The organism is Nocardia sp. NPDC051929 (genome assembly GCF_044548645.1).
GTDB classification, from domain to species: Bacteria; Actinomycetota; Actinomycetes; order Mycobacteriales; family Mycobacteriaceae; genus Nocardia; species Nocardia sichangensis.
The window spans coordinates 91,910-115,423 of sequence record NZ_JBIUCG010000005.1 but is presented as its reverse complement, the minus strand read 5'-3'; the positions used below and the strand labels follow the sequence as shown (position 1 = coordinate 115,423).

Sequence of the window (23,514 nt, the reverse complement as noted above, 5' to 3'; positions counted from 1 at the left end):
GACTGATCACAGCCCTAGCGGCGCGCTTATCCGGAGCATCACCATCGGCCGCGAAGTCGCTGGATGTCCCAGCCCAGACCCCAAGTCGAACTGTTTTCGCCTGCCCGAGAGTTGATCAGTACGCCCACGAGCCGTTCAGTAGCCCCTGCGCCGCAGTAACGATGTCTGTAGCAAGCTGGGAAGGCGTGGCGGTTTGGTTGGCTTCCCAGTCGCTGTAGCGGTCGGTGAGCTCCAGCAGCGGGCGCAGCGATTGCGGCCGGTCGAGCTGCATCCAAGCCTGGGTCGCGATCAGTTCGGCACCGATCACGGGCGGCAGATGGCCCTGTATGATCTGACGAAGCCACCATCGAACCAGCAGGTGCCGGACATCGCGCTCACCGGTGGGAATCGTTGCCACGATGTCGAGTTCGTCCAGCACCTGGTCGAACAGTTCCTCGGCTCGGTCTTGCTCTGCTCGAGTGAGTCCGCCGAGCAGAGGCAGGGACTCGCTGTCGATATCGACAACCAGTGCGACGAGGGCAGCTTCGATGAGCTTTTGCGGTTCCACCGGGCGTCCGATGAGACGTTCCAGCGCCAGCATGCGCAGTTGTTCTACGGCTTGGTCGGGACTGACAGCGTAGGGATCAGACGGTGCGACGACCCGCAAGGTCGGTGGTCCGCCGCTGTCGCCGAGCAGGTAGTTCCAAAAGGGAACTGTTGCGTGAGCCAAGTCGAGGTCGCTGGCCTGTCTCAGAAATTCATGCCGAAGATAGTCGGAAAGGTCCAGGCCGTAGTAAATCGCGTCGGTCCGGACAATCGACAGCACCGGGTGACCCTATTGCCCCGCGATGCCGGGCAGGAACCGATGACCGAAAACAGGAACCAGCCGCGGCGCGGCCTCGAGCCCGCGGCGCGCGATCCCCAGACATCGGATCGGATCAGCGGGCTGGTCACCCCATGCCGGGTGCCAGAAACCGTTGTGTTCAACGTCGAAAAGCACACCCTCGGCGGGTTGAGCGAGCCACGCACGCAAGACTTCCGTGTCGTCGCGTCGCCAGTCCGGCCAGCCTCGCCATCCGGACTCAGGCTCGTCCACGGGAAGTCCGGCCGCCAGGAAGGCTCGGTGGTCGTCGGCGAATCGAAAGTTGTAGCAGGATTCGATGGTGTCGAATTCGCTGTCGGTCAGCCCCGGTGTGATCTCGGTCGGCAGCTGGCGCTGGAGCCGGCGGGCAGATTCGATCGAAAGCCTGTCACGCCGGTGCTCATCCATGGCCGCTCGAACACACCGCTACCCCGCTCCGCCCGAACGGGTTCGTTCCGATCCTCACGCGACCTCATTGTCCTCGGCTCCTTCATCGAACCCCCCCACCAGGCACGGGAAGGAACATGCCCGCCCCTCGCCGGCATCATGCACCCCGCACGCGGTTGCTGCCCGCCGTGTAACGAACCAGCAGGGGTCGACGCCGGTGTCGAGATGTCGACCCGTGCAGGAAGGTCGATGCCGCAAGACGACACCGCTGAAACTCGTTGCCGCACAATTCGAATAGCTATCGGTGGTTCCTCAGCGCCGGATTCCGCGGACTTGGACCTCAACCCCCTACCCGCCGACGATTCTGGCCAACGTCGGTTCCGCGGACAAGTCGGGGACACAGATCAATGAGGTGCTCTGCACCGCAAACGTGTACGGGCCCGGTAGGCCCCGGCGCCCGGCCCTTCGTGAAAGCTGTCGAGCAACCGGGGCTGTCAGTCCGGTCGATCCATTCCCAGTGCAGATCTGAACGTAGGCAAGGCGTTTCATGGCTGGATGCCTGACGAGTTTCACGCTGCGCGTGGCCGTATGCGGCATACGGGGGATGGACGCATGCGGGTGCAAGCCGGGCGCAAGGACGGTGCAATCCCTGCCCAGCACTCTCGTCACCATGACCAAGTCAGTAACGATCATCGGCGCCGGACTCGGCGGACTCGCTCTGGCCCGCGTCCTGCACGTCCACGGCATCCCGGCCACGGTGTACGAGGCCGAACCGACCCCGACGGCACGCACGCAGGGCGGCATGCTCGACATCCACGACTACAACGGCCAACTCGCCATCGCGGCGGCCGGACTGATGGACGAATTCCGCGGCCTCATCCTGGAGGGCCGCCAGGCGATGCGGGTCCTCGACCCGAACGGGACCGTCCTGCTGGACAAACCCGACGACGGCACCGGTGGACGCCCCGAGGTGCAGCGTGGCGAACTGCGACAACTGCTGCTCGACTCGCTGCCGGCAGGCACCGTCCGATGGGGTCACAAATTCAGCGGCGCTCGCGCTCTCGGCGCGGGCCGCCACGAGGTGACCTTCGCCGATGGCAGCACGGTCGTCACGAGCCTGCTGGTCGGCGCCGACGGCGCGTGGTCACGGGTCCGGCCGCTGCTGTCCACCGCCGTACCCGACTACACCGGCGAGTCGTTCGTCGAGACCTACCTGTTCGACGCCGACACCCGACATCCCGCCGCCGCGGAAGCGGTCGGCGGCGGGTCGATGATGGCGCCCTCGCCGGGCCGAGAGATCCACGCGCACCGGGAACGGGGCGACACCTTGCACGCCTACGTGGTGCTCGCCAGGCCGTACGACTGGTTCGCCGCCATCGATTTCACCGATGCCGCCGCGGCCACCGCACGGATCGCGCAGGAGTTCGACGGCTGGGCACCGGAACTCACCGCACTGATCACCGACGCCGACCTCCCGCCGGTCTGGCGCCCGCATTACACCCTGCCGATCGGGCACCGGTGGGATCGGATACCAGGGGTGACCCTGCTCGGCGACGCCGCCCACCTCATGCCCACGAACGGCGAGGGCGCCAACCTCGCCCTGCTCGACGGCGCCGAACTCGGCAACGCCCTCGCCGCGCACCCCGACGACATCGAGACCGCCCTGAGCGAATACGAGCAGAACATGTTCGCCCGCAGCACCGAGGTCGCCACCCAAACCGCCGAGCTCTTCGGGGACCGGAACGACGGAACGGCCCAGGGCCTGGTCGCCGCGTTCACCGCACGCGAGCACACCCCCTGACCTCGAGCCACTCCGTCGGGCATTCGTACCTGACGCGGGCGCGCGTTGATCGGCTACCCAGCTTCCCTCCGGATCGGTTGAGAAACCAGGCTTGTCAACGCGCGCTCGCGCCGAACACCCACATCGACCGGCAGCTACCCGAATTTCGATGGTTGCGCGACTACGACCGGAACCCTGCCCGGGGCCGCAGCGCGTTCGGGCCGACTTTCACGGCTCCAGATACAACCGCTCGCACGGCAGGCGCGGATGCCCGTCGGTGTCGTCCATCGACACCTCGACCGCGTCGTGCCAGTGCCGGGCGCGCCATTCCTGGACGAACAAGCACGCGGCGGTCACGCAGGCGACGAAATCCATCCGGACGCCGTGCCAGAACACCGACAAATGGACATCCGGCTCGGACGGCAGCGGAGACACGCCGCGCTGATCGCCGTTCACCGTTGCGGCTCCGTCGGCGCGTGTCGAACATGGAGATCGCAGCGTTCGCATCCGCCGATCCCGCAGTGCCTCAACGTGTTCCACACCGCAGGCGCCTCATGCATACGCGATGCCCCGCTTCCGGCGAGCAATGCTTTCGGCCACGCATCCACGGATAGCGGCCACAACGACGCTTCCAGCGGGGCGAAAAGCGCTGGCGGGTCGGACTACCCAGGAACGGAACGTGGTCCCTTGATCGGCTGGACTCGGCAACGCCACGGTTCCACCGGCGCACACCAGCGAGACATTGAGCCGGAACATCTCCGCGAACAGCGTGATGTCATCGGGAAGGTCGGGCTGCGTCAGATACGTCCACCGCTTCGACCGAGGATGCGACATGATCGGCCCGAGAGCGTGGTGGTGCCGCTGCATCCATACCTTCACGTCCTGCCCCAATGTGGCGGGCATGATCACCGCCCACGCCACCCCCATGCGTAGCACTATGCGCCCCACCTGAGGCGGATCGACCTCCGCAGGCAGATCGCACACCTGCCGGTAGTAGGCGCACCGGGACAGCGGTGTGTTCCCGAAAAGTACCCGGCCCATCATCAAACCCCCTGCTCAGATCAATCGACGGTGGAGATGCGCCCGGTACCGCGATATGCGGAAACCACCAGGAAGCGGGAGGGGGCGCGCGGTGAGATTCGCGCTGAGCTCCCCCTGACCGGGCGCGTATTCAGCACACACTTCGGATGCGTGGCGAGTAAGGTCGCAGCGGGTGTTGAAAGGTGGTGGATCGGTTTCTTCCGGTGACGAAATGGCGGGCGTGATGAACAGTGCGAACATGCACCTTTCCCAGTGGCTGGCCCGTTCCGGCTGGAGTCGCAGCGAATTGGCGCGCCGCGTGCGCACGCTGGCGGTCGAATGGGGCGAGCCCCAGATCAGGCCCGACGCGTCCAGCGTGCGGCGCTGGGTGGACGAGGGAGAACGCCCGCGCCCGCCGGTTCCGGCAATCCTCGCGGATCTGTTCTCGGCGCACTTCGGATATCGCGTGACGACCTATGACCTCGGTCTGGGTGAGATGCCGGCCGTTGACCGCGCCCTCGTTTACCACCCATCGTGGACACGGACACTGGAAGCGGTCGCAGACCTCGGGAGGGCAGACGTGGATCGCAGGAAGCTCCTTGCCGCAGCTCCGTTCGCCGCCGTCGCGGCGATCGGGCCGTCCCGCGACTGGCTGCTGAACACTTTGGATCAGCTACCGGATGAACGTCGGCGAGTACGGCTCGAGGACGTCACCGCCGTGAAGAACATGTTCGGCACATTCCAAGAAATGGATATCTTCCAGGGCGGTGGCTCGGGGCGGCTGGTGCTGGCGGCCTACATGAACGAGCACGTGTACCCGCTGCTGCGGCGCACGCACACAGAAGACGTCCGCGTGGCGCTGTGCGGTGCGGCGGCCGAACAGACCTACCTGCTCGGATGGATGGCGTTCGACAACGGCGAGCACGGCACGGCGCAGCGGTATCTGATCCAGGCGTTGCGCTTGGCCGAAGAGTCACGTGATCCCGCGCTCGGCGCGCACGTCCTCGCCGGACTGGCCGACCAGGCGACCTTGCTCGGGCATCCGCACGAAGGCCGACGCCTCGCGCAGGCGGGCCGCCAAGGCCTGGCGAAGGTGGACGCGCCCGCTTGCCTCGCGGATTTGTGGACCTTGGAGGCCCGCTCGCTCGCCGTCATCGGTGACAAGACAGGTGCCGCGCGTGCGATCAACGCCGCGGAAAACGCGTTCGCTCGCATCGAGCCCGATCGTGAACCCGAATGGGCACTGTTCATCGATCAGGCATACATCTGCGGTGAGTGGGCGAACGCGTTTCGCGATCTGGGACAGCCGGAACAAGCCGCATCGCACGCCCGCCGATCGATCGCCTACGCCCGTGCGCAGAACCGAGCACGGCGAGGAGCGCTCTCGCACGCCGCGCTCGCGGTCACCCACCTGCAACGACGCGACCTCGAGGCCGCTCACGCCACCGGCGTGCGGACACTGGATCTCGCCCGAAAGGTCAAGTCCTCTCGCTCCGTGGAAGCCGTGCACGACATCCAACGGCGCATGGTCGCTTTCGGTCCACATCCTTTGGTCGCGGACTTCGCCGAACGCACACGATCTCTGCTCGCGGCCTGACCGCGCAGCAGCTGGCTGGAAGGCAGCATACGCAACCAGCGCCGTCGACTTCCCTGTGCCGGACATGCCCGTCACCAAGACCACCGCCACAAACGGATCGTAGGAGACGCCGCTGCTCGGCTCGCCCTCGGATCAGCCCGGCTAGCCCAATTGCTCGACAGCGAAGCCGACCAGTAGCACGGCGAATCCGCCGATCTCCCCCATGATCAAGGCGGCGAGGACGAAACGCATCGACGGCGGCGGGTTGCGCATCTGGTTGTCGGTCTCGCGCTGCAGTCCGAGCCGGATGTAGTTCGCGATCGTCACCACGAACAGCAGGATGATCGCCCCCGCCGCGGTGGCGTTCACCGCGGTCGGCCAGCCCGACAGCTCGACGAACCACGCGATCAATCCGGTCGCGAACGAATACAGCAACGCTGCCCGGTGGGCGATGTCGACGTAGGGGTGGGCCAGGCCGTCCGGCGAAGTGGTCATCGCCTGCCACTTCCACACGCCGAGCACCAGCGCCCACAGGAAGATGAGCCCGGCGAAGAAGAGCACCCAGGCCGTTTCCGTGCGAATGATCACGTTCTAACCCTCATCAATCCGTCGCGCCCACCTGGGCGGCTGTCCAGCGGCAGCGTAGCGCCTGGATAACCCCCTGGGAATACCGCGGCGGCGCAGTCCTGTCCGGGGCGGCGCGCTCTGGCTACGCCGATTTAAGGGACCTGACAGCATGGGCATCATGAGTTCCGCCCGCAACTGACCCGCGCTCGTTCCCGAGCTTCTCGTCACGGGCCAGGCGAGAACGGCGGCAGGGCTGCCCGCGCCCGGCCCCCAGGGCGGAGACAGACCACTGGAATGCCAGCTCGTGCCATCAGAGTGCGTGAAAGACCTCACTTGACAACAATTCCCGAGGGCGCAGGCGAATCCGGCTCGGCCTTCAGGGCCGATCCGGCCGGTCGGTGACGGCCCGTGCGACGGCGTGCACGGCCGCGAGCGTGGTGGGCAGCAACACCGCGCTGCCCAGCCAGGTGTGGGCGTCGTCGCGCCGAACTCCGGCCCGGCCCAACGTTCGCCAGGCCCACAGCGAGAACGGAATGACCACCGTCGGCGCGGTCGCCACCCCGGGCGTATAGCCTCGGTGCGCCACGGTGAGCGCCAGATGACCGACGCCGTGGACGCCGAAGCCGAGCAGCGTGGCTTGAAAGAACCGGGAGCCGCCGCCGGTCCGCGCGCCTGCGGCCGAGGCCGTCAGCACGATCAGCCCCATCAGTGAGATGGCCACCCGCGAGTGCGCGGGCGAGACCTCCGTTCGAAGCCATACCGGCCCCGGCAGCGGCTTGCCGCCCTTGGCTGCGTTGGTTCGCGACCACCGCGACATCGTGAACCACTCTTCGGCGTCGTTGGCCAACCAGGCCAGGAACAGCCCCCACGTCACGGATTTCCGCATCGCGATCTACCTACTTTCATTACGTGATGTAACGTAACTATATGGCGACAGGGCGACCGCGCAATAGTGAGATAGACCAGGCGATCATTGCCGCGACGATCGACCTGCTGATCGAATCGGGCTACGCCGATCTCACGATCGAGGCGGTCGCCTCCCGCGCGAGGATCGGCAGGCCCACGGTGTATCGGCGCTGGCCGACCAAGGACGAACTCGTAGTGCGCGCGCTCATCGAGGCGGTTCCGCCGTTGGAGGTGCCCGACACCGGCGACGCGTTGCGCGACCTCACGGAACTCGCCGTCACCTTCGTGACCCGACTGGCCGCGTCATCACTCGGGCGAGTGGTGCTCGCGGTGCACGCCGACGTCGGCCGCAACGCCACGCTCGCCGGTCAGCTGCGCGAGCATTACCTGCGACCGCGAAACGACGTGATCACCGCCGTGATCGAGCGTGCCCGCCAACAAGGCGGGCTGCGCCCCGACCTGCCGACCGAGACTGTCCGCGACCTCGTGTTCGGCCCCCTGGTCTATCACTGGCTGATCACCAGCGAACCCATGGACCGGACCACCGCGGACACCCTGGTCGCGGCAACACGCCGCGCGATCAGTAACTGAGGCCACCAGTCATCGGTGAAGACCCCGGATGCCCGAGAACCAGCACTTCCCGAGCTTGTTGAGCCATATCCGCCCGATTGCGGCGGCAGTAAGCGCTCCGTGCACCACTGAATCCATGTGCCGACGAGAACGAGTCGACACTGGAACTGCCGACGGGCCGGATCAAGTCGCAAGCCCGAGTTCGCCATACGGAACCAGGTGGTCGCGATCCACCGTGCTCTGCCAGCCCCGCTCGGTCGCCGCCAGGGCGTGGCCGCTCGCGGCGGGATCCCTCGGCCACGGCTCGCGCAGGTGGATCTGGATATCGTCCTGCAGAACCTGCACGAGCCCCATCGCGAACCCTTCGGCAGTCGTACTGCCCGGGTCGCTGGGATCCAGGGCTATGGTCGTGCCGACCTCCGGTACCGAAATGCTCACCCACGCCGTCGGGATCGGACGCCCCGCCGACTCGTGGAAGCGGCGCCACCGTTCGGGGTACTCGGTGCCGACCTTTGCCGAGAAGCCGAGGGACCGTTCGATATCGGCAGCGAGCAGGCGCGCGCCTCGGACCGCTTCAGAGATGTCCATAAAGTGATTCTCGACGGCGCAGGCCGATTCGCGCCCGCGAAATCCTGTTGCATGAGCGCTGCCGGCAGAAAGCACCGTGGCCCCGAGCGATTCGCTCAGGGCCACGATCGTGCGGCGGTTCCTACTTCTGCTCGTAGGTGGCGACCAGGGTCGCACGAGCCAGCGTGTGGGAGAACAGGTTGAAGCCCAGGTAGGCCGGGGTGGCGGTCTCATCGATGCCCAGGCTGTCGACGTCGACGGCGTGCACGACGATGAAGTAGCGGTGCGGGCCGTGCCCGGGCGGAGGGGCCGCGCCGACGAAGCCGTGGAAGCCGCCGTCGTTGCGCAGAGTGATCGAACCGGTCGGCATCGCGCCGCCCTCTTCGCCGCTGCCCGCGCCCGCGGGCAGGGAGGTCGCGCTCACGGGGATATCGGCGACGACCCAATGCCAGAAGCCGGAGGCGGTGGGCGCGTCGGGGTCGTACACCGTCACCGCGAAACTCTTGGTCTCCGCAGGGAAACCCGACCAGGACAGCTGCGGGGAGATGTCCTGGCCACCCGCCCCGAAGATGCCGCTGACCTGCTCATTTTTGAACGGCTGCCCGTCGGTGACGTCGTCGGAGGTGAGCGTGAACGACGGCACCTGCGGAAGCGCGTCGTAGGGGTTGTAGGTCATGAAACCTCTCTTCCGGATCGGATCAGCTGTGCAGTAGGAAGTGTTCCAGCACGCGGGTGCCGAATTCGAGGGCCTCCACCGGCACCCGCTCGTCGACGCCGTGGAACAGGGCGGTGAAGTCCAGCTCCGGCGGCAACTGCAACGGCGCGAAACCGAAGCAGCGAATACCCAAGCGGGCGAACGCCTTCGCATCCGTCCCGCCGGAGAGCATGTAGGGCACGGTGCGGCCGCGCGGGTCGTGGGCCAGCACGGCGTTGTTCATCGCCTCGACCAGATCGCCGTCGAAGGTCGTCTCGTAGGAGTCGAGCTTGGTGATCCACTCGCGTTCGACGTCGGGGCCGATCAGCTCGTCCACCTCCCGCTCGAACTCAGCCTGCCGTCCGGGAACCACACGGCAGTCCACCACCGCCTCGGCGGTCTGCGGGATCACGTTGGCCTTGTAACCGGCCTGCAGCATGGTGGGGTTCGCCGTGTCGCGCAGGGTCGCGCCGATGATGCGGGAGATGGTGCCCAGCTTCGCCAGCTGGCCCTCGATGTCGGGACTCGCCGGATCGAACTCCAGACCCGTCTCCTCGGCGACGGCGGCGAGGAACGCGGCCACCGAATCCGACAGCACCAACGGGAAGGTGTGTTTGCCCAGACGGGCCACCGCGTCGGCGAGGATGGTGACCGCGTTGTCCTCGTGCAGGAATGAGCCGTGGCCCGCGCGGGCCTTGGCGCGCAACCGCATCCAGCCAAGGCCCTTCTCGGCGGTCTCCACCAGATACAGCCTGCGTTCGGTGCCGTCGGGCCGCGGCACGGTCAACGAGAACCCGCCGACCTCCCCCACCGCCTCGGTGACGCCGTCGAACAGATCGGGGCGGTTGTCCACCAGCCACTGCGAACCCCACTTGCCGCCGTTCTCCTCGTCGGCGAGGAAGGCGAAGACCAGATCGCGCGGCGGCACCGTGCCCTCGAGCTTGAACTGGCGGGCCACCGCCAGCGCCATCCCGACCATGTCCTTCATGTCGATCGCGCCGCGACCCCACACGTAGCCGTCGCGCACCGCACCGGAGAACGGGTGCACGCTCCAGTCCGAGGCCTCGGCGGGCACCACGTCCAGATGCCCGTGGATCATCAGCGCGCCGCGACTCGGGTCGGCTCCCTCCAGTCGCGCGAAGACGTTGCCGCGCCCCTCCGCGCCGGACTCGACGTACTCGGTGACATACCCCGCTTGATGCAGTTGGTCGGCCACCCACTGCGCACACTCGCGCTCCCCCTTGGTGGTGGCCAGGTCGCCGGTGTTGGAGGTGTCGAAGCGGATCAGCGTGCTGACCAGCTCCACCACTTCCGACACCGCGCGGGAGTTTCTGTTCGGGTCGAATCCTTCGCCAGTTGCGGACACGCTCCCTTTCCTACCACCCGTGCGGCAGGGCGAACGCGCGGACGGGTGTCACGGCGAGGCGACGCGGCCCGCACGGTGCGCGATCACCTTCGACAGGGTTGTCATCAGAGTGATCGGAACTCACACCGGATCGGGCGGCTGGACCTTGTCGGGGAACACCACCCGCACGAAGGCCCAGAACCGGAACACCATCCCCAGCGCGGTGCCGATCAACTGGGCGGCCACGAAGTCGGCCACGTTCTGGGTGAAGCGGGAGACCTCGGGCACCTCGAGATGCAGCACGTACCGCGACACCCACAGCGGCGCGGTGTTGATCGCGACGGCAAGGAAGCTGACCAGATAGAACAGCGCGGCCTCGTGATGACCGCGCCGCCCACCGCGTTCATCGAAGGACCACTGCTTGTTGAGCACATATGACAGCGTGATCGCCGCCAGCACAGCGACCACTTTCGCCGTCACCGGATGCGGCTCGAGCACAGTGCTCTTCAAGGTCAGGAACACCGCGGTGTCCAGCGTGAACGCTGCGACACCGACGGAAGCGAATCGGAATAGTTCTCGACGCCGTGCCTCGCCCCCCAGCGCGGACGTCACCCGGGCGAAAACGGGGCGTTCGGAAAACAGCACAGGTAAAGTCTCCGACACATGTCCCGACCCCACAACAAGATCGGCAGATTCACCGCACCGCCTGTTGCGCGAGTGCACGGTCGGTGGATCGCGGGCAGGTGAGTAGCGTGAAAAAGACCAAGCGGCGCAACGGTTCTCGGCCGGACCGCGTCGGCGCGGAGCCGATCGCCGTGATCGGCATGAGCTGTCGCTTCGCCGGCGGCGCCGATTCTCCGGAAGCGTTGTGGCGGTTGCTGATCGAGGAGATCGACACGATCGCCGACGAGCCGCCGCCGGGCCGCTGGTGCGGCGACCACCGCGGGCGCGATCGTGCCGCAGTGGGCAAGACGGTGTCGGTCGCGGGCGGGTATGTGGCGGATGTCGCCGGTTTCGACGCCGAATTCTTCGGGATCACCCCGCGTGAGGCGGCCGATATGGATCCGCAGCAGCGCTTGGCGCTCGAATTGGCCTGGGAAGCCTTCGAAGACGCGGCGATCCGGCCCGACCGGGTGCCGGACACCGGCGTGTATTTCGCCAACAAATTCAACGATTATCGCGCCGTCAAACTCGCCAGGGGCGCCACCGCCATCACCCCGTTCACCAGCACCGGAGATGTCGAGGGTGTGATCGCCAACCGGGTGTCGTACTTCCTGGGTTTCGACGGTCCCAGCATGACCGTGAATGCCTCCTGCGCCGGATCGCTGGTGGCGGTGCACCTGGCCTGCCAGGCGTTGCGGACGGGTGAGAGCGCGCTGGCCGTCGCCGGTGGCGTGCAACTGAATCTGATACCGGAGACCGCGATCGGGTTGTCCGCGCTGGGTGTGCTGTCCGCGCGCGGCCGGTCACACACCTTCGACGCCTCCGCCGACGGCTACGTGCGCGGCGAAGGCGGTGCGGTCGTCGTACTCAAGCCGCTGCGACAAGCGTTGCGCGACGGCGACCGCGTCTACTGCACCCTGCTGGGCAGTGCCACCAACAACAACGGCAGGCACCGCTCCATGCCCGCCAGCAGCGCCGACGGTCAACGGCAGCTGTTGCGGCGGGCCTGCGCGCGAGCGGGTGTGGACGCCGCGACGATCGACTACGTCGAGGCGCACGGCACCGGCACCGCCGTCGGTGACCGCGCCGAATTGACCGCACTGGCAGAGGTTTACGGCACCGGCAGGCCGCCCGGCGCACCGCTGATCGTCGGCTCGGTCAAAACCAATATCGGACACACCGAAGCGGCCGCGGGCATGGCCGGACTGGTGAAAGTCGCGCTCGCCCTGTCGCATCGCCGGATCCCGCGCAGCCTCCACTTCGACCACGCACCCGCGGAATTCGATCCCGCCGCGACGGGAGTGCGCGTGGCCGACACCGCGATGCCGTGGCCGCGGCACGACGCCCCCGCGCGCGCCGCGGTGAGCGCGTTCGGTTTCGGCGGCTCGAACGCCCACGTCATCGCCGAAGCGGCACCCGCGCACGATCCGGTCGATGACGGCGGCGTCTCGCAGCGGCTGGTGGTGCTGTCCGCCCGCACCGAAGCCGCGCTGCGGGAACACGCTCATCGGCTGCGTGAGCGTCTCGTGCGCGACCCGGACATCCGCCTGAGCGACCTCGCGCACACGCTTGCCACGAGAACCGCCTTCCAGCATCGAATTTCGACGGTCGCCGACAACGTGGGCCAGGTCGTCGAATTCCTCGACGCCTACCTCGCCGAGGATGGGGACACCGAGGGAGACGACCATGAGGCGCTGAATCTGCTGCTGGCGGCGGCTCTGCGTCCCGGCACAGTGGACCACCGCGACCTACTGCACGCGGTGGGAAGGCTGTTCGAGCGTGGCATCGAGCCCGACTGGACTGCCGTGAACCCGGCGGGCCGCCCGGTCTCGCTGCCCACCTATCCGTTCCAGCGCGAACGGCATTGGGCCGACCCGCAGGCCCGCGGCGAGGCACCCGGGTCGCCCTCGTGGGACGCGGTGCCCATCGAAATCGCTGCCACTACTGGCATTTCGAGTGCAAGATCTCAGTCCGCGGCGGTCGCGGCGTCGGGCGCAACTGCCGAATCGGTCGATTCCATCGCGATGATCGACGACTCGGCGGCGCGCCCCGTGGCGATCGCGTCGAGTGACCCCACACGTTCCTCCGCGCCCGGCGTCGCTGCGCTCGCCGCCCTGGTCACCACCGAACTGGCCGAAGTCGTCGGCATCGAGCCCGACCGGGTGGCCGCCCGGCAGAACTTCGAACAGCTCGGAATCGGCTCGGTGCACGCCGTGGAACTGTCGGCCCGCCTCGGAGCCCGCCTCGGCATCGAGGTCCCCGCCGCCGTCATCTGGGGCTGCCCCACCGTGGAGCTGTTGGCCGCCGAACTCCACGCCCGCCTCGAACCCGCGAACCCGGCGACGGTGCCCTCGGAACCCACTGCGTCGGCGGCGGACCCGCGACCGCCGGTGCAGGAGGAAGCTCTGTCGACCGCTGAACTGCTCGCATTGAGCCGGGAATTGCTCGGCTGAACCGAAATCGCAAGCGAGAGCATCTGCGGTGCGGTAGATCGCGCTTTCGCTGCGGTCGATCGCACGCTCGTCCGGCCTGCGGGAGATCAGCCGGAGAGGTGGGACAGCGCGACGTCCTCCCAGTGGTCCGATCAGTGGGTTCGGGTGGTGCGCGTGGGTGCCGACAGGTGCCCTCGCGGGAAGATCCCACCACCTGGCGCGCCCTGCGTCCACACATCGACGCACTCCTCAGCTACACCACTACCGACACCGTCCCCGGCATTATGGGATGCACCAGGTGGGGCGGGACTACGCCGTGGGCGTTTCAGTGCGGCTGATGGCGCGCGGGATTTCGAGAGCGGCCAGTTTGTCGGGGTTGCGGATGCCGTAGCCGCTGACGATCTGGTCGTCGGCGATGTCGAACACGAGGACGGCTTCCAGTTTGTCGCCGATATAGCACGCGAGTGCCGGTTGACTGTTGCAGTTCACTGTCTCGATGCGTACTTCCGGTCGCCGCTGAGCGTATTTGAAGACCGCCATGAGAATCGCGCCCACTCGTTCGGCGCCGACCATGACCAGCTCCGGCAGTGCGGTCACCTTGCCGCCGCTGTCAGTGGTCCAGGTGATGTCCGGCGCGAGCAGCGACAGCAAGCCTTCCATGTCCCCGGTGGTCGCGGCCGTGATGAAGCGTTCGGTGACCGCGGCGGTTCGGACGGTGTCGACGGGGCCGTAGCGCTTGCGCCGGGAATGGACATGGTTGCGGGCGCGGCGGGCGGTCTGATGCACGGCGTCGACGGATTTTCCTGTCGCGGAGGCAATTTCGTCGTAGTCGAAGCCGAAGACCTCACGCAGCACGAAGACCGCCCGCTCGGTGGGGGTGAGCGTTTCCAGCACGATCAGCATCCCCATCGAGACCGATTCGGTGAGTACCACATCGCTCGAGGCGTCACCGTCGGTGAGCAGCAGCGGCTCGGGCAGCCACGGTCCGACGTACTCCTCGCGACGACTGGCGCCGGCCCGCAACGCATTCAATGCCTGCCGCGTGACGAGCTGGGCCAGATAAGATTTCGTATCCCGGACCGTGGCCAGGTCCACCCCCCGCCACCGTAGATAGCTGTCCTGCAGCACGTCGTCGGCTTCGGTTGCCGAGCCCAGGATTTCGTAGACGATGGTGAACAGCAGCGGTCGCAGGTGAACGAAACGCTCGGTGTGCTCGTCGGTGGAGGTCACGGCTTCGGAACTCCCTGCGGCTCGGCTGCGCTCAGATCCTTACGCCTGCCCAAGCCCAGGAAGGTCGGGATCGCGCCGGGTTTGCGGGCTTCTTTGCGGATGGTCCCGATCGGGCCCGCGAGACCCACCCGTTCCTTGATCCACCCGGCAGTTCGCCCGCCGAGATACATCGGCACGGGTGTGTCGTCACGACGGCTGAATTGCATGGCACCCGCGCGGCTACCCAAACCCACGGTGCAGGCGGTGAAGGCCACGTCCAGCACAGCAGGTTCGTCCCCGGCGATGCGGGCCAGTACATTGTCGGCGGCCTGCGCGCCCAAGGGTTGGGCGGCATAGCAGCTCATCCGCAGTGGGCGGCCCGAGGGCGCGACCGCGTCCCCTGCGGCGACGATGCGTTCGTCATCGAGACTGGTCAACGTCTCGTCGGTCAGCAGCCGGCCCAGGTCATCGGTGCGCAGCCCACTGCGTGCCGCCAGTTCGGGCACCCCGAATCCGGCGGTCCAGATCGTGATCGCACCGGGCAGCACATCGCCGTCGGTCAGGACGACCCCGTCGCGTCGCACCTCGCCCACCCGCGCTTGCTCACGCACCTCGACTCCATTCTCTGATAACCACTTCGCCACCGATCGCCGGGCCGGATTCGAGAAGTTCGCCGCCAACTTACCGCCACCCACCAGTGTCACGGTACGGCCCTGCTCCACGAGTTCGGCGGCGGTCTCGATGCCGGTGAGCCCGCCGCCGACGACGACAATCGGCGCATGGACCGGCACGTCCGCCAGCGCCGCGCGCAGCCGCTGGGCGTGTTCGAATTCGGCGATCGGGAAGGCGAATTCGGTGGCACCGGGCACCGACGCCGGCACGGCGGCGGTGCTGCCGACCGCGTAGACCACGTAGTCGTAGTCGAGTGCGCGCCCCGAACCCAGTTCCACCCGGCGGGCGGCGGTATCGATGCGGATGGCACGATCGACGATCATCCGCACCCCGGCGCCGAGCAGTGTGTCGTAGTCGACGGCAGCCTCATGGGTACCGGCCACGAACTGGTGCAACCGCATGCGCTCGACGAACCGCGGACGCGGATTGACCAGTGTGATCTCGACATCGCGCCGCAGCCGCAGCCGATTGGCCGCCACGGTACCGGCGTAACCGCCGCCGATCACAACCACTTTGGTGATGGCATTGAAATCAGTCATGCCCTCCAGACACGCCACACCGTCCAGATCTGACACGAAGTGACAGCCGTCACATTCGCAGCCCGTCGCCAGCCCGCCGAGATCGTCGGCTCGCGTACAGGCGGAGTGCACGAATCGGCAGTACAGGGCGGCTTGCGGGTCCTCCCAACGCAGGTATCGCGTCGCCGATCTGGAACATGTTCACTCAGAGGATGACGGCTTCCGGCAGCCCCCAGCCTCGCCGCAGGGCGGTCCGATGACGAATGCAGAACTGGTATACGCCGCGCGGTCACTCCTCGGCATACTTGGCCGCGATCGGTTCGATCCGGTCGACCTTCGGCGACGGCCACGGACCGTGCGGCAGGTCCCCGTCGCGAAGCCGGGCCCGGAAACCAGGAGTTATGCTGCCTGCGGTCCGGGTGGCCGGGTCTAGAAGGGGGCCATAGGTGTTGAGGCAGCACGAGTCGTTCGCCGGCTACGTGATCGAGGGCGTGCTCGGGCAAGGCGGTATGGGCACCGTCTATCTGGCGCGGCACCCGCGCCTGCCGCGGCTGGTGGCGCTCAAACTGCTCAATCGCGCGGTGTCCGAGGACCAGGAGCTGCGCAGGCGGTTCGAACAGGAAGCCAATGTGGTTGCGCGCCTGGAGCATCCGGGCATCGTCGGCGTCTACGACCGCGGCACCGAGGACGGGCACCTGTGGATTTCCATGCAGTACGTCCGTGGCACCGACGCTGCGCGGCTCGATCCCCGGAGCACCCGCCCCGAACAGGTCCTGCGGATCGTCGGCGATACGGCGAAGGCGCTGGACTACGCCCACAGCCGAGGTGTGCTGCATCGCGACATCAAACCGGCCAACATCCTGATCGCCGAACCGGAAGCCGGTCGCGAAACACATGCTCTGCTCACCGATTTCGGGATCGCGCGAATACTCGACGCCGATACCAAACTGACCGCCACCGGAACGTTCACCGCCACACTCGCCTACGCCTCGCCGGAGCAACTGTCCGGTGAGCCGGTCGATCACCGCGCCGATCAATACTCCCTCGGGTGCACCCTCTACACGATGCTGGCGGGGCAACCACCGTTCCCCTCGACCAATCCCGGTCAAATCGTCGCCGGACACATCGCCAAGCCGGTGCCGCGCCTCAGCGGAACCCGCCCCGAGTTGCCACGACGACTCGACGAGGTGCTCGCCCGTGCCCTGGCCAAGCACCGCGACGAACGATTCGCCAGCTGCGGCGACTTCGCCGCGGCCGCGGCGGCGGCCCTGCGCGGCGACGCTCCCGCCGTGGCGCCCGCGCCGGCTTTCGTCGACCAACGCTCGGCCCACCCCGCCACGGCGGTCGACCCGTGGCCGCGTTCGGCCCCGACCCTGCTCAACCAGCCTTCGGAGCCCCGGTGGCGCGCCCAACACCTACCGCCGCTGCAGCCGCTCACGCCCATCCACGATCCGGCCCGGCCATCCGGCGTCGTTCCCAGGATCGGCGCTGTCGTCGCGTTCGGCTTCGGGCTGGTCTTCTGTCTGATCATCGCCAACGGGGTGATGGAGCTGACGACCCCGCATATCGAATACGGTCACCGCCAGACGCTGCGTGAGGTCGCCCTCGAACTTCTCGCCCCCATGGCGATCTCCACCACGATGGCACTGGTGCTGCTCGGCGGCTCGATCGCACTGTTCCGGCGCAAGCGAGCGGGCCGCATCGCCGTGGCGTTGGGTACCGGGATCCTCACGCTGGTCGGCTTGGTCGGAGCCGGAGCCGGTCTGGGTGGCGACAGCCGTACCAGCGACCTGGTTTTCGTCGGCACGCTCCTGTTTTTCTCCTGTACGGGGCTGCTGTGCACCCTGTCCCCCGCGACCAGGCGCTGGCTCGCTGACAAGCGTCCCAGGAACCGGCCATGAGCCCGCAGAGCGCTCAGGGCACCACGACGACCTTTCCGGTGGCCCGGTTGTCCTCCATGTACCGATGGGCTGCGACGATGTCGTCCAGACCGAAGACACGGTCGAGGTTGGGTCGATAGACACCGGCCTCGACTTCGTCGACGACGCGCTGCAGCACGGCCGCGCCCGCGCTGCCCTTCAGGTTGTCGCTGTGGAAAGCCGTCAGTTTGGTTCCGGACGGGATCATCGCTATCGGTTCGAAGTCCGAGATCAGCCACCCGCTCAGCGAACCCGCCACACATACCGTGCCGCCCCGGCGGACCAGGCGCAGCGAGTCCACCGCCGTGCGCGCTCCGACGAGATCCAGCACGTAGTCGGGCCCTTCGGGCCAGACCGCCTGCACGCCGGCCGCCAGCGACCCGCCGTCGTCGACGAGTACGTGGTCGACGCCGATCGCGGTCAGCGCGTCGATCTTGTCGTGCCGTCGGGTCGTGGCAGCGATCTCGATGCCGCGGCCGGACGCGATCGACGCTGCCGCCATACCCACCGACGATGTCCCACCGCGAATCAGCAACCGCCCCTGGCTATCCGCCACGATGCCCAATGCGTCGAGTGAGCCCTGCGCGGTCAAGTATGTCTCGGGCAGTGCGGCCAAGACCTCCCACGGCAACCTGGTGGTGACCGGCATCAGCAGCGAATTCGGCAACAACGCGTACTGCGCGTAGCCGCCGTCGAACTCCCGGCCCATCTCACCCATCACCGCCGCGACGGTCGCGCCGACCGGCAACATGGGATCGGTCGAGGCTGCCACGATTCCCACACATTCGATCCCGAGCACACGGGGGAACCGGACGTTCGGGGAATGTCCCTGACGGGTTCGCAGCTCCGATCGGTTCAAGCCCGCGCCCTTCACCCGCACCAGGCTCCAGCCCTCCCGAATCGCTGGTACCGGTAGCTCACGGATCTCCAGTACCTCCGGGTCACCCGCCCGTACACAGACGGCCGCTCGCATCGTCGTACTCGTCGTCTCACGCCGCATCGGGGCGGCGGTGCTGTCTGAATGGAGGTCATTGCGCATGCGTCCACTGTCGCCAGCCGATCGTGTGGCCGTCTACCGATAGAATGCCAACCCATGCCCGTTGGCCGCCAACTTCCCCGGCTCGGCCCGACATCCCAGCTGTGGCCGTCCGGAGGGGTGCACCTGTGGCCGTCGGGGGGAACGAGCTCGGTGCACTCCCATCCGCGTGGACACCTGGTCTACGCGGCTCGCGGCGTCCTGTCCGTGCACACCGAACAGGGCACATCGATCGTTCCGGCCAATCGAATCGCGTGGACCCCTGCCGAGTTCACGCACTACCATCGGGCGCACGGCGACACCGACATGCGGATCGTCTTCCTACCCCCATCCCAGGCGCGGCTCGTGCCGGACCGTCCCGCCGTGTTCCTGGCTTCCGGCCTCGCCCGCGAAATCTTGCTCACCCTCACGAGCCCACGCGACCACGACCGCGCCGCGCGCGCTCGCCTTCGCCGCGTCCTCGTCGATGAACTCCAGGAAGCACACGAACAGCCACTCGTGCTGCCGAAACCCCATGACGACCGGTTGCAAGCGATTGCGCGGATCCTCTCCGAGAACCCCGCGGACAACACGTCACTGGCCGAACTCGGGCGCACGATCGGAGCCAGTGCCCGCAGCCTCAGCCGCCTGTTCCACAACGAACTCGGCATGACCTTCTACGAGTGGCGCACCCAGCTCCGCGTCTACCACGCACTCGTCCTGCTCGCCGACGGCCACGACACCACCCGCGTCGCCCACGCCTGCGGCTGGGCGAACCCCAGCAGCTTCATCGCCGCTTTCACCAACCTCGTCGGCACCACCCCGGGCCGCTACCGCACCACTCCATGACCTCGCCACCACATCACAAGGCCCCGCCCGTCGGTGGCGACCATCGACGTCGACCCGACGACGGGGCGAGCGCGCGCTGGTAGCGCTCGCTGATCGTCCGCAGGGTCCGCACCAGTTCGGGTGAGTCCACGATCTCGAAGTCGGCGCCAAGCAGCCCGAGGTAGAGCGCCAGCATTTCCGGATGGTCGGAGCCGGGTTCGAACGCGCACCGGTCCTCGCTCAACGGCTCGACGTCGACGGGAATCGGGAGTCGGCTGCGCACGTGATCCGCGGGTGCGTGCACGATCACCCTGGCGCGGAAGCGCCACGTCGACTCGCCGATTCCGCGGGCGACTCGTGCGGTGATCTCATGGTCGGGCGGCAGCGGCCGCGGCGTAAAGCGGGGGCCGGTCGGTGTGCGGGGCCGCATCCTGTCGACGCGAAAGGTCCGCCAGTCGACGCGGTCGAGGTCCCAGGCCATCAAATACCAGCGTTGTCGATCGTTGATCAGGCGATACGGCTCCACCGAACGCCGACCGGCGGCCCCCGAATGCGTCTGGTAGTCGAACCGCAGTCGTTCATGGTCGCGGCAGGCGTCGGCGATCACGGTCAGCACATCCGGGTCGACGAGCGGGCCGCGCGGGGGAAGCGCGAGAGTGTGCGACCCGAAGGCGTCGACGCGACGGCGCAGCCGCGACGGCAATATCTGTTGCAGTTTCGTCAGTGCACGCAACGAGGTCTCTTCGATGCCCGCGATGGAACCGGCTGCGGCGCTGCGCATCCCGATCGCGATCGCGACCGCTTCGTCGTCGTCGAGCAGCAGCGGCGGCAGCGCACCTCCGACACCCAGCCGGTATCCACCGTCGACACCCGGCCGAGCCTCGACGGGATAGCCGAGCCGTCGCAGGCGGTCGACGTCGTTGCGGACGGTGCGCACGGTGACCTCCAGTCGAGCGGCCAACTCGGGTCCGGTCCAGTCGCGGCGCGCTTGCAGCAGCGAAAGCAGACGAAGCAGTCGTGCCGAGGTTTCGAACATTGATCGATCTTCTCCCGAATCGAGGAACCAACCTTTCCGCAATTGCAACTACCTTATGTTTCACCAGCGCGAAACGCTCGCCCGAGCCGACAGAGAGAACCCCAATGAGTGACGCAGTCCAGCCCTTTCGCATCCACATCGCGCAGTCCGATCTCGATTACCTGCACCATCGGCTCGCCGATGCCCGCTGGCCGGCCGAGTTGCCCGATGCCGGCTGGAACCGCGGCATACCGCAGCTCTACCTGAAGGAGCTGGCCGAATATTGGCGCACCGGCTACGACTGGCGTGCGCAGGAAGCCGCGCTCAATTCCTACCCGCAGTTCACGACCGAGATCGACGGCCAGCGCATTCATTTCCTGCACGTCCGCTCCGGCCGAGCGGACGCGACGCCACTGCTGATCACCCATGGCTATCCCAGCTCGGTCGCCGAATTCCTCCACCTCATCGAGCCTTTGGTCGACCCGGCCGAGGGGCCTGCGTTCCATGTGGTCGCGCCGTCGCTGCCCGGTTACGCCTTCTCCACTCCGCTCAGCGCGACCGGCTGGGCGATGGGCCGCACCGCGAACGCGTGGATCGAGCTGATGCGCAGGCTGGGCTACCAGCGCTACGGGGTTCACGGCGGCGACGTCGGCGCAGGCATATCCGGCCTGGTCGGCGCCCGCGACAGCGAGCATGTCATCGGCGTCCACGTCGTGACCGATCCGCTGACCGCCGCCAATGTGGCGACGTTCCTTCCCGGAATAGCCGAGCGCCTCGATGCCGACGACCCGGTCGACAAGCTGATCCTCGAGCGCATGGACGTGTTCCGCAAGGAGGGTTCCGGATACTTGTCGATCCAGCAGAGCCGACCGCAGACCATCGGTTACGGTCTCGTCGATTCGCCGCTACTGCAGCTGGCGTGGATCGCCGAGAAGTTCGAGGAATGGACCGACTTGCCGATCGATCGCGACCAATTGCTCACTACCGTCAGCCTTTACTGGTTCACCGGAGCGGGCATCACCGCGGCGCACACCCTCTATGACCAAGCGCACTCCTCGGATTGGGGAGCGCCCGCGGTACCGCAGGGCTTCGCGGTGTTCAGTGCGGACGAGACCGTGCGCAAGGTAGTCCCGGCGCCGCCGGACGCGCACTGGACCGAATTCGAGCACGGCCTGCACTTCCCGGCCATGGAGGCGCCGGCTCAACTAACAGCTGATCTGCGAACATTCTTCGAACATCTGCGATAGCCCGAACCCGATGCGGTCGGCGAACAGTGGTGCCGATCAGAGGCGTGTCGCGGTGCGGACGAGGTCGGCAACGGCTTTGGATCTGCTGTGTGGCGGCCAGGCGATGACGGTCGTGACCACAGGTGCGTCCGGCACCGCCACCACGGCATGATCGTCGCGTAGCTGAGTTCGCAGCGACTCGGGCACGACCGCGCAGGCCAGTCCGAGCGCGATCAGTTGGAGCAGTTGGGTATGGTCGCGCACCCGCGGGCCGGGGCCGTCCGGATAACTTCCATCCCGTCGCGGCCAGCGCGGCAGAGGCAGATCCGTCTGGGCGTTGAGTTCGGCGAACGACAGATGCGCCCGGTCGGCGAGGGGATGACCCGCGGGCAGGACCACCACCTGCTGTTCAGTATGCAGATCCTCGGTGTCGAATCCGGCTGTCGAGTCGTAGGGCCGGTGGAGCAGCGCAACGTCGGCACGCCCGTTGCGCAGCAGAATTTCCGGTTCGCCGGGCCCGCACAGCATCACCTCGACGGCCACGGCGCCCGGTTCGGCGGCGTAGGCGTCCAGCAGCTTCGACAACAGTTCCCTGGACGCGCCGGCCTTGGTGACCAGCACCACACCCGGCTGGTCGGCCGCGGCGCGGCGGGTGCGGCGCTCGGCGGCTTCGACCGCGTCGAGCGCGGTCCGGGCCTCGCGCAGCAGCACCGTCCCGGCCTCGGTCAAGGCGATGGCGCGAGCGGTGCGGTGCAGCAGAACGACTCCGAGCCGCCGCTCGAGCTGCTGGATGGCTCGCGACAGTGGTGGTTGCGCCATGGAGAGCCGTTGCGCCGCTCGCCCGAAGTGCAACTCCTCGGCGACGGCGACGAAATATCGCATCTCCCGCGTCTCCACCAGGCCATGGTAACCGGCGATGACCTCGACCGATACCCGTGCGGTATCGACGCAAACCCGACCGGTCTTGGACGCCGCACCCGCAGCCGCAGCAGGATCGACGGTGTGAGTGAACAGACGATCGCGCTGGTGACCGGCGCGAACAAGGGAATCGGATACGAGATCGCCGCAGGCCTGGGCGCGCTCGGCTGGCGAATCGGTGTGGGCGCGCGGGATCGGCAACGCCGCGACACCGCGGTGGAGAAGCTGCGCGCGGCCGGGACCGATGCGTTCGGTGTGCCGCTCGACGTGACCGACGACGCGAGCGTGGCCGCGGCGGCCGAATTGATCGCCGACCAGGCCGGCGGGCTCGACGTCCTGGTCAACAACGCCGCGATCACCGGCGACCTGCCGCAGACACCGACCACCGTCGATCCCGCGACCGTGCGAATCGTCGTGGAAACCAACGTGATCGGGGTCATTCGGGTCACCAACGCGATGCTGCCGATGCTGCGCGCCTCGGCCTCACCGCGAATCGTCAACATGTCCAGCAGCGTCGGCTCGCTCGCCCTGCAAACCACACCCGGCATCGACATGGGCCCGGTTCCCGCCGCCTACTTGGCGTCGAAGACCTTCCTCAACGCCCTCACGATCCAATACGTCAAGGAACTCAGCGACACCAAAATCCTGATCAACTCCGGCTGCCCCGGCTTCACCGCCACCGACCTCAACGGCTTTCGCGGCGTCCGCACACCGCAACAGGGCGCGGCCATCGCGATTCACCTCGCGACCCTGCCCGACGACGGACCGACCGGCGGATTCTTCGACGACGCCGGAACAGTGCCCTGGTGACAAGAACACCGTTGCCGCCCGTTCCCGTTCTCGACG

The 23,514-nt window shown here is 67.4% G+C and carries 23 protein-coding genes; 8 read left to right on the top strand and 15 right to left on the bottom strand.

Annotated features, from left to right (window positions below; genetic code table 11):
* Positions 1-115 precede the first annotated feature (115 nt).
* Complete coding sequence (locus ACIHAX_RS08020) at positions 116-805, bottom strand: hypothetical protein (RefSeq protein ID WP_397276459.1); 690 nt, start codon at positions 803-805, stop codon at positions 116-118.
* A gap of 9 nt (positions 806-814) precedes the next feature.
* A complete protein-coding gene (locus ACIHAX_RS08015; protein ID WP_397276457.1) occupies positions 815-1,249 on the bottom strand; it encodes a hypothetical protein in 435 nt (144 codons plus the stop codon).
* Between the two features lie 649 nt (positions 1,250-1,898).
* Between ACIHAX_RS08015 and ACIHAX_RS08010 the strand changes: the two genes are divergently transcribed.
* Positions 1,899-3,029: an FAD-dependent oxidoreductase gene (locus ACIHAX_RS08010; protein ID WP_379252467.1), complete on the top strand. Its 1,131-nt coding sequence runs from the start codon at positions 1,899-1,901 to the stop codon at positions 3,027-3,029.
* Positions 3,030-3,236: 207 nt separating this feature from the next.
* On the opposite strand, the gene ACIHAX_RS08005 is transcribed toward ACIHAX_RS08010, so the two are convergent.
* Positions 3,237-3,464, bottom strand: a complete 228-nt coding sequence (locus ACIHAX_RS08005) for a hypothetical protein (RefSeq protein WP_379252466.1) — start codon at positions 3,462-3,464, stop codon at positions 3,237-3,239.
* Between the two features lie 96 nt (positions 3,465-3,560).
* A complete protein-coding gene (locus tag ACIHAX_RS08000; RefSeq protein WP_397276455.1) occupies positions 3,561-3,935 on the bottom strand; it encodes a DNA-directed RNA polymerase subunit beta in 375 nt (124 codons plus the stop codon).
* A 352-nt stretch (positions 3,936-4,287) separates the two neighbouring features.
* Between ACIHAX_RS08000 and ACIHAX_RS07995 the strand changes: the two genes are divergently transcribed.
* Positions 4,288-5,625, top strand: a complete 1,338-nt coding sequence (locus tag ACIHAX_RS07995; protein ID WP_397276453.1) for a hypothetical protein — start codon at positions 4,288-4,290, stop codon at positions 5,623-5,625.
* A gap of 141 nt (positions 5,626-5,766) precedes the next feature.
* Here ACIHAX_RS07995 and ACIHAX_RS07990 read toward each other — a convergent pair whose 3' ends face one another.
* Both ACIHAX_RS07990 and ACIHAX_RS07985 read right to left on the bottom strand, forming a co-directional pair.
* Positions 5,767-6,186: a hypothetical protein gene (locus tag ACIHAX_RS07990; protein WP_364425722.1), complete on the bottom strand. Its 420-nt coding sequence runs from the start codon at positions 6,184-6,186 to the stop codon at positions 5,767-5,769.
* Positions 6,187-6,547: 361 nt separating this feature from the next.
* Positions 6,548-7,057, bottom strand: a complete 510-nt coding sequence (locus ACIHAX_RS07985) for an HXXEE domain-containing protein (protein ID WP_397276451.1) — start codon at positions 7,055-7,057, stop codon at positions 6,548-6,550.
* Between the two features lie 41 nt (positions 7,058-7,098).
* Between ACIHAX_RS07985 and ACIHAX_RS07980 the strand changes: the two genes are divergently transcribed.
* On the top strand, positions 7,099-7,668 hold the full coding sequence (locus tag ACIHAX_RS07980) for a TetR/AcrR family transcriptional regulator (protein WP_397276449.1): 570 nt from the start codon (positions 7,099-7,101) through the stop codon (positions 7,666-7,668).
* 162 nt (positions 7,669-7,830) lie between these two features.
* On the opposite strand, the gene ACIHAX_RS07975 is transcribed toward ACIHAX_RS07980, so the two are convergent.
* From ACIHAX_RS07975 to ACIHAX_RS07960, 4 genes are all read right to left on the bottom strand, one after another.
* A complete protein-coding gene (locus tag ACIHAX_RS07975; RefSeq protein WP_397276447.1) occupies positions 7,831-8,340 on the bottom strand; it encodes a hypothetical protein in 510 nt (169 codons plus the stop codon).
* A gap of 16 nt (positions 8,341-8,356) precedes the next feature.
* Complete coding sequence (locus ACIHAX_RS07970; protein ID WP_397276445.1) at positions 8,357-8,890, bottom strand: YbhB/YbcL family Raf kinase inhibitor-like protein; 534 nt, start codon at positions 8,888-8,890, stop codon at positions 8,357-8,359.
* Positions 8,891-8,912: 22 nt separating this feature from the next.
* The gene (locus tag ACIHAX_RS07965; RefSeq protein WP_364425693.1) at positions 8,913-10,274 is read right to left on the bottom strand and encodes a M20/M25/M40 family metallo-hydrolase; all 1,362 of its coding nucleotides are present in this window, start codon (positions 10,272-10,274) and stop codon (positions 8,913-8,915) included.
* A gap of 120 nt (positions 10,275-10,394) precedes the next feature.
* Entirely contained in the window at positions 10,395-10,898 is a 504-nt protein-coding gene (locus tag ACIHAX_RS07960; RefSeq protein ID WP_355077980.1) for a GtrA family protein, read from the bottom strand.
* A 107-nt stretch (positions 10,899-11,005) separates the two neighbouring features.
* Between ACIHAX_RS07960 and ACIHAX_RS07955 the strand changes: the two genes are divergently transcribed.
* Positions 11,006-13,369, top strand: a complete 2,364-nt coding sequence (locus ACIHAX_RS07955) for a beta-ketoacyl synthase N-terminal-like domain-containing protein (RefSeq protein ID WP_397276443.1) — start codon at positions 11,006-11,008, stop codon at positions 13,367-13,369.
* A gap of 288 nt (positions 13,370-13,657) precedes the next feature.
* Here the strand turns inward: ACIHAX_RS07955 and sigJ are convergent, their stop codons facing one another.
* Complete coding sequence (sigJ, locus tag ACIHAX_RS07950) at positions 13,658-14,578, bottom strand: RNA polymerase sigma factor SigJ (protein WP_356966148.1); 921 nt, start codon at positions 14,576-14,578, stop codon at positions 13,658-13,660.
* Positions 14,575-15,768: an NAD(P)/FAD-dependent oxidoreductase gene (locus tag ACIHAX_RS07945; RefSeq protein ID WP_397276441.1), complete on the bottom strand. Its 1,194-nt coding sequence runs from the start codon at positions 15,766-15,768 to the stop codon at positions 14,575-14,577. Before ACIHAX_RS07945 ends, sigJ begins: the two co-directional genes overlap by 4 nt.
* A 425-nt stretch (positions 15,769-16,193) precedes the next feature.
* Between ACIHAX_RS07945 and ACIHAX_RS07940 the strand changes: the two genes are divergently transcribed.
* A complete protein-coding gene (locus ACIHAX_RS07940) occupies positions 16,194-17,648 on the top strand; it encodes a serine/threonine-protein kinase (protein ID WP_397276439.1) in 1,455 nt (484 codons plus the stop codon).
* Positions 17,649-17,661: 13 nt separating this feature from the next.
* Here the strand turns inward: ACIHAX_RS07940 and ACIHAX_RS07935 are convergent, their stop codons facing one another.
* Positions 17,662-18,639 (bottom strand): zinc-binding dehydrogenase, encoded by a 978-nt coding sequence (locus ACIHAX_RS07935; RefSeq protein ID WP_397276694.1) that lies wholly within the window; start codon positions 18,637-18,639, stop codon positions 17,662-17,664.
* Between the two features lie 120 nt (positions 18,640-18,759).
* Between ACIHAX_RS07935 and ACIHAX_RS07930 the strand changes: the two genes are divergently transcribed.
* Positions 18,760-19,530, top strand: a complete 771-nt coding sequence (locus ACIHAX_RS07930; RefSeq protein WP_364425685.1) for a helix-turn-helix transcriptional regulator — start codon at positions 18,760-18,762, stop codon at positions 19,528-19,530.
* A gap of 13 nt (positions 19,531-19,543) precedes the next feature.
* On the opposite strand, the gene ACIHAX_RS07925 is transcribed toward ACIHAX_RS07930, so the two are convergent.
* Entirely contained in the window at positions 19,544-20,545 is a 1,002-nt protein-coding gene (locus tag ACIHAX_RS07925; protein ID WP_364425683.1) for a YafY family protein, read from the bottom strand.
* Between ACIHAX_RS07925 and ACIHAX_RS07920 the strand changes: the two genes are divergently transcribed.
* Positions 20,545-21,771 carry an epoxide hydrolase family protein gene (locus ACIHAX_RS07920; RefSeq protein WP_397276436.1) on the top strand — a complete coding sequence of 409 codons (1,227 nt, stop codon included), beginning with the start codon at positions 20,545-20,547 and terminating at the stop codon, positions 21,769-21,771. The genes ACIHAX_RS07925 and ACIHAX_RS07920 overlap by 1 nt on opposite strands.
* Before the next feature lie 36 nt (positions 21,772-21,807).
* On the opposite strand, the gene ACIHAX_RS07915 is transcribed toward ACIHAX_RS07920, so the two are convergent.
* Positions 21,808-22,647 (bottom strand): LysR family transcriptional regulator, encoded by an 840-nt coding sequence (locus ACIHAX_RS07915; RefSeq protein ID WP_397276434.1) that lies wholly within the window; start codon positions 22,645-22,647, stop codon positions 21,808-21,810.
* Positions 22,648-22,752: 105 nt separating this feature from the next.
* On the opposite strand from ACIHAX_RS07915, the gene ACIHAX_RS07910 reads away from it, so the two are divergent.
* Positions 22,753-23,478 carry an SDR family oxidoreductase gene (locus tag ACIHAX_RS07910; protein ID WP_379252447.1) on the top strand — a complete coding sequence of 242 codons (726 nt, stop codon included), beginning with the start codon at positions 22,753-22,755 and terminating at the stop codon, positions 23,476-23,478.
* Positions 23,479-23,514: the final 36 nt, after the last annotated feature.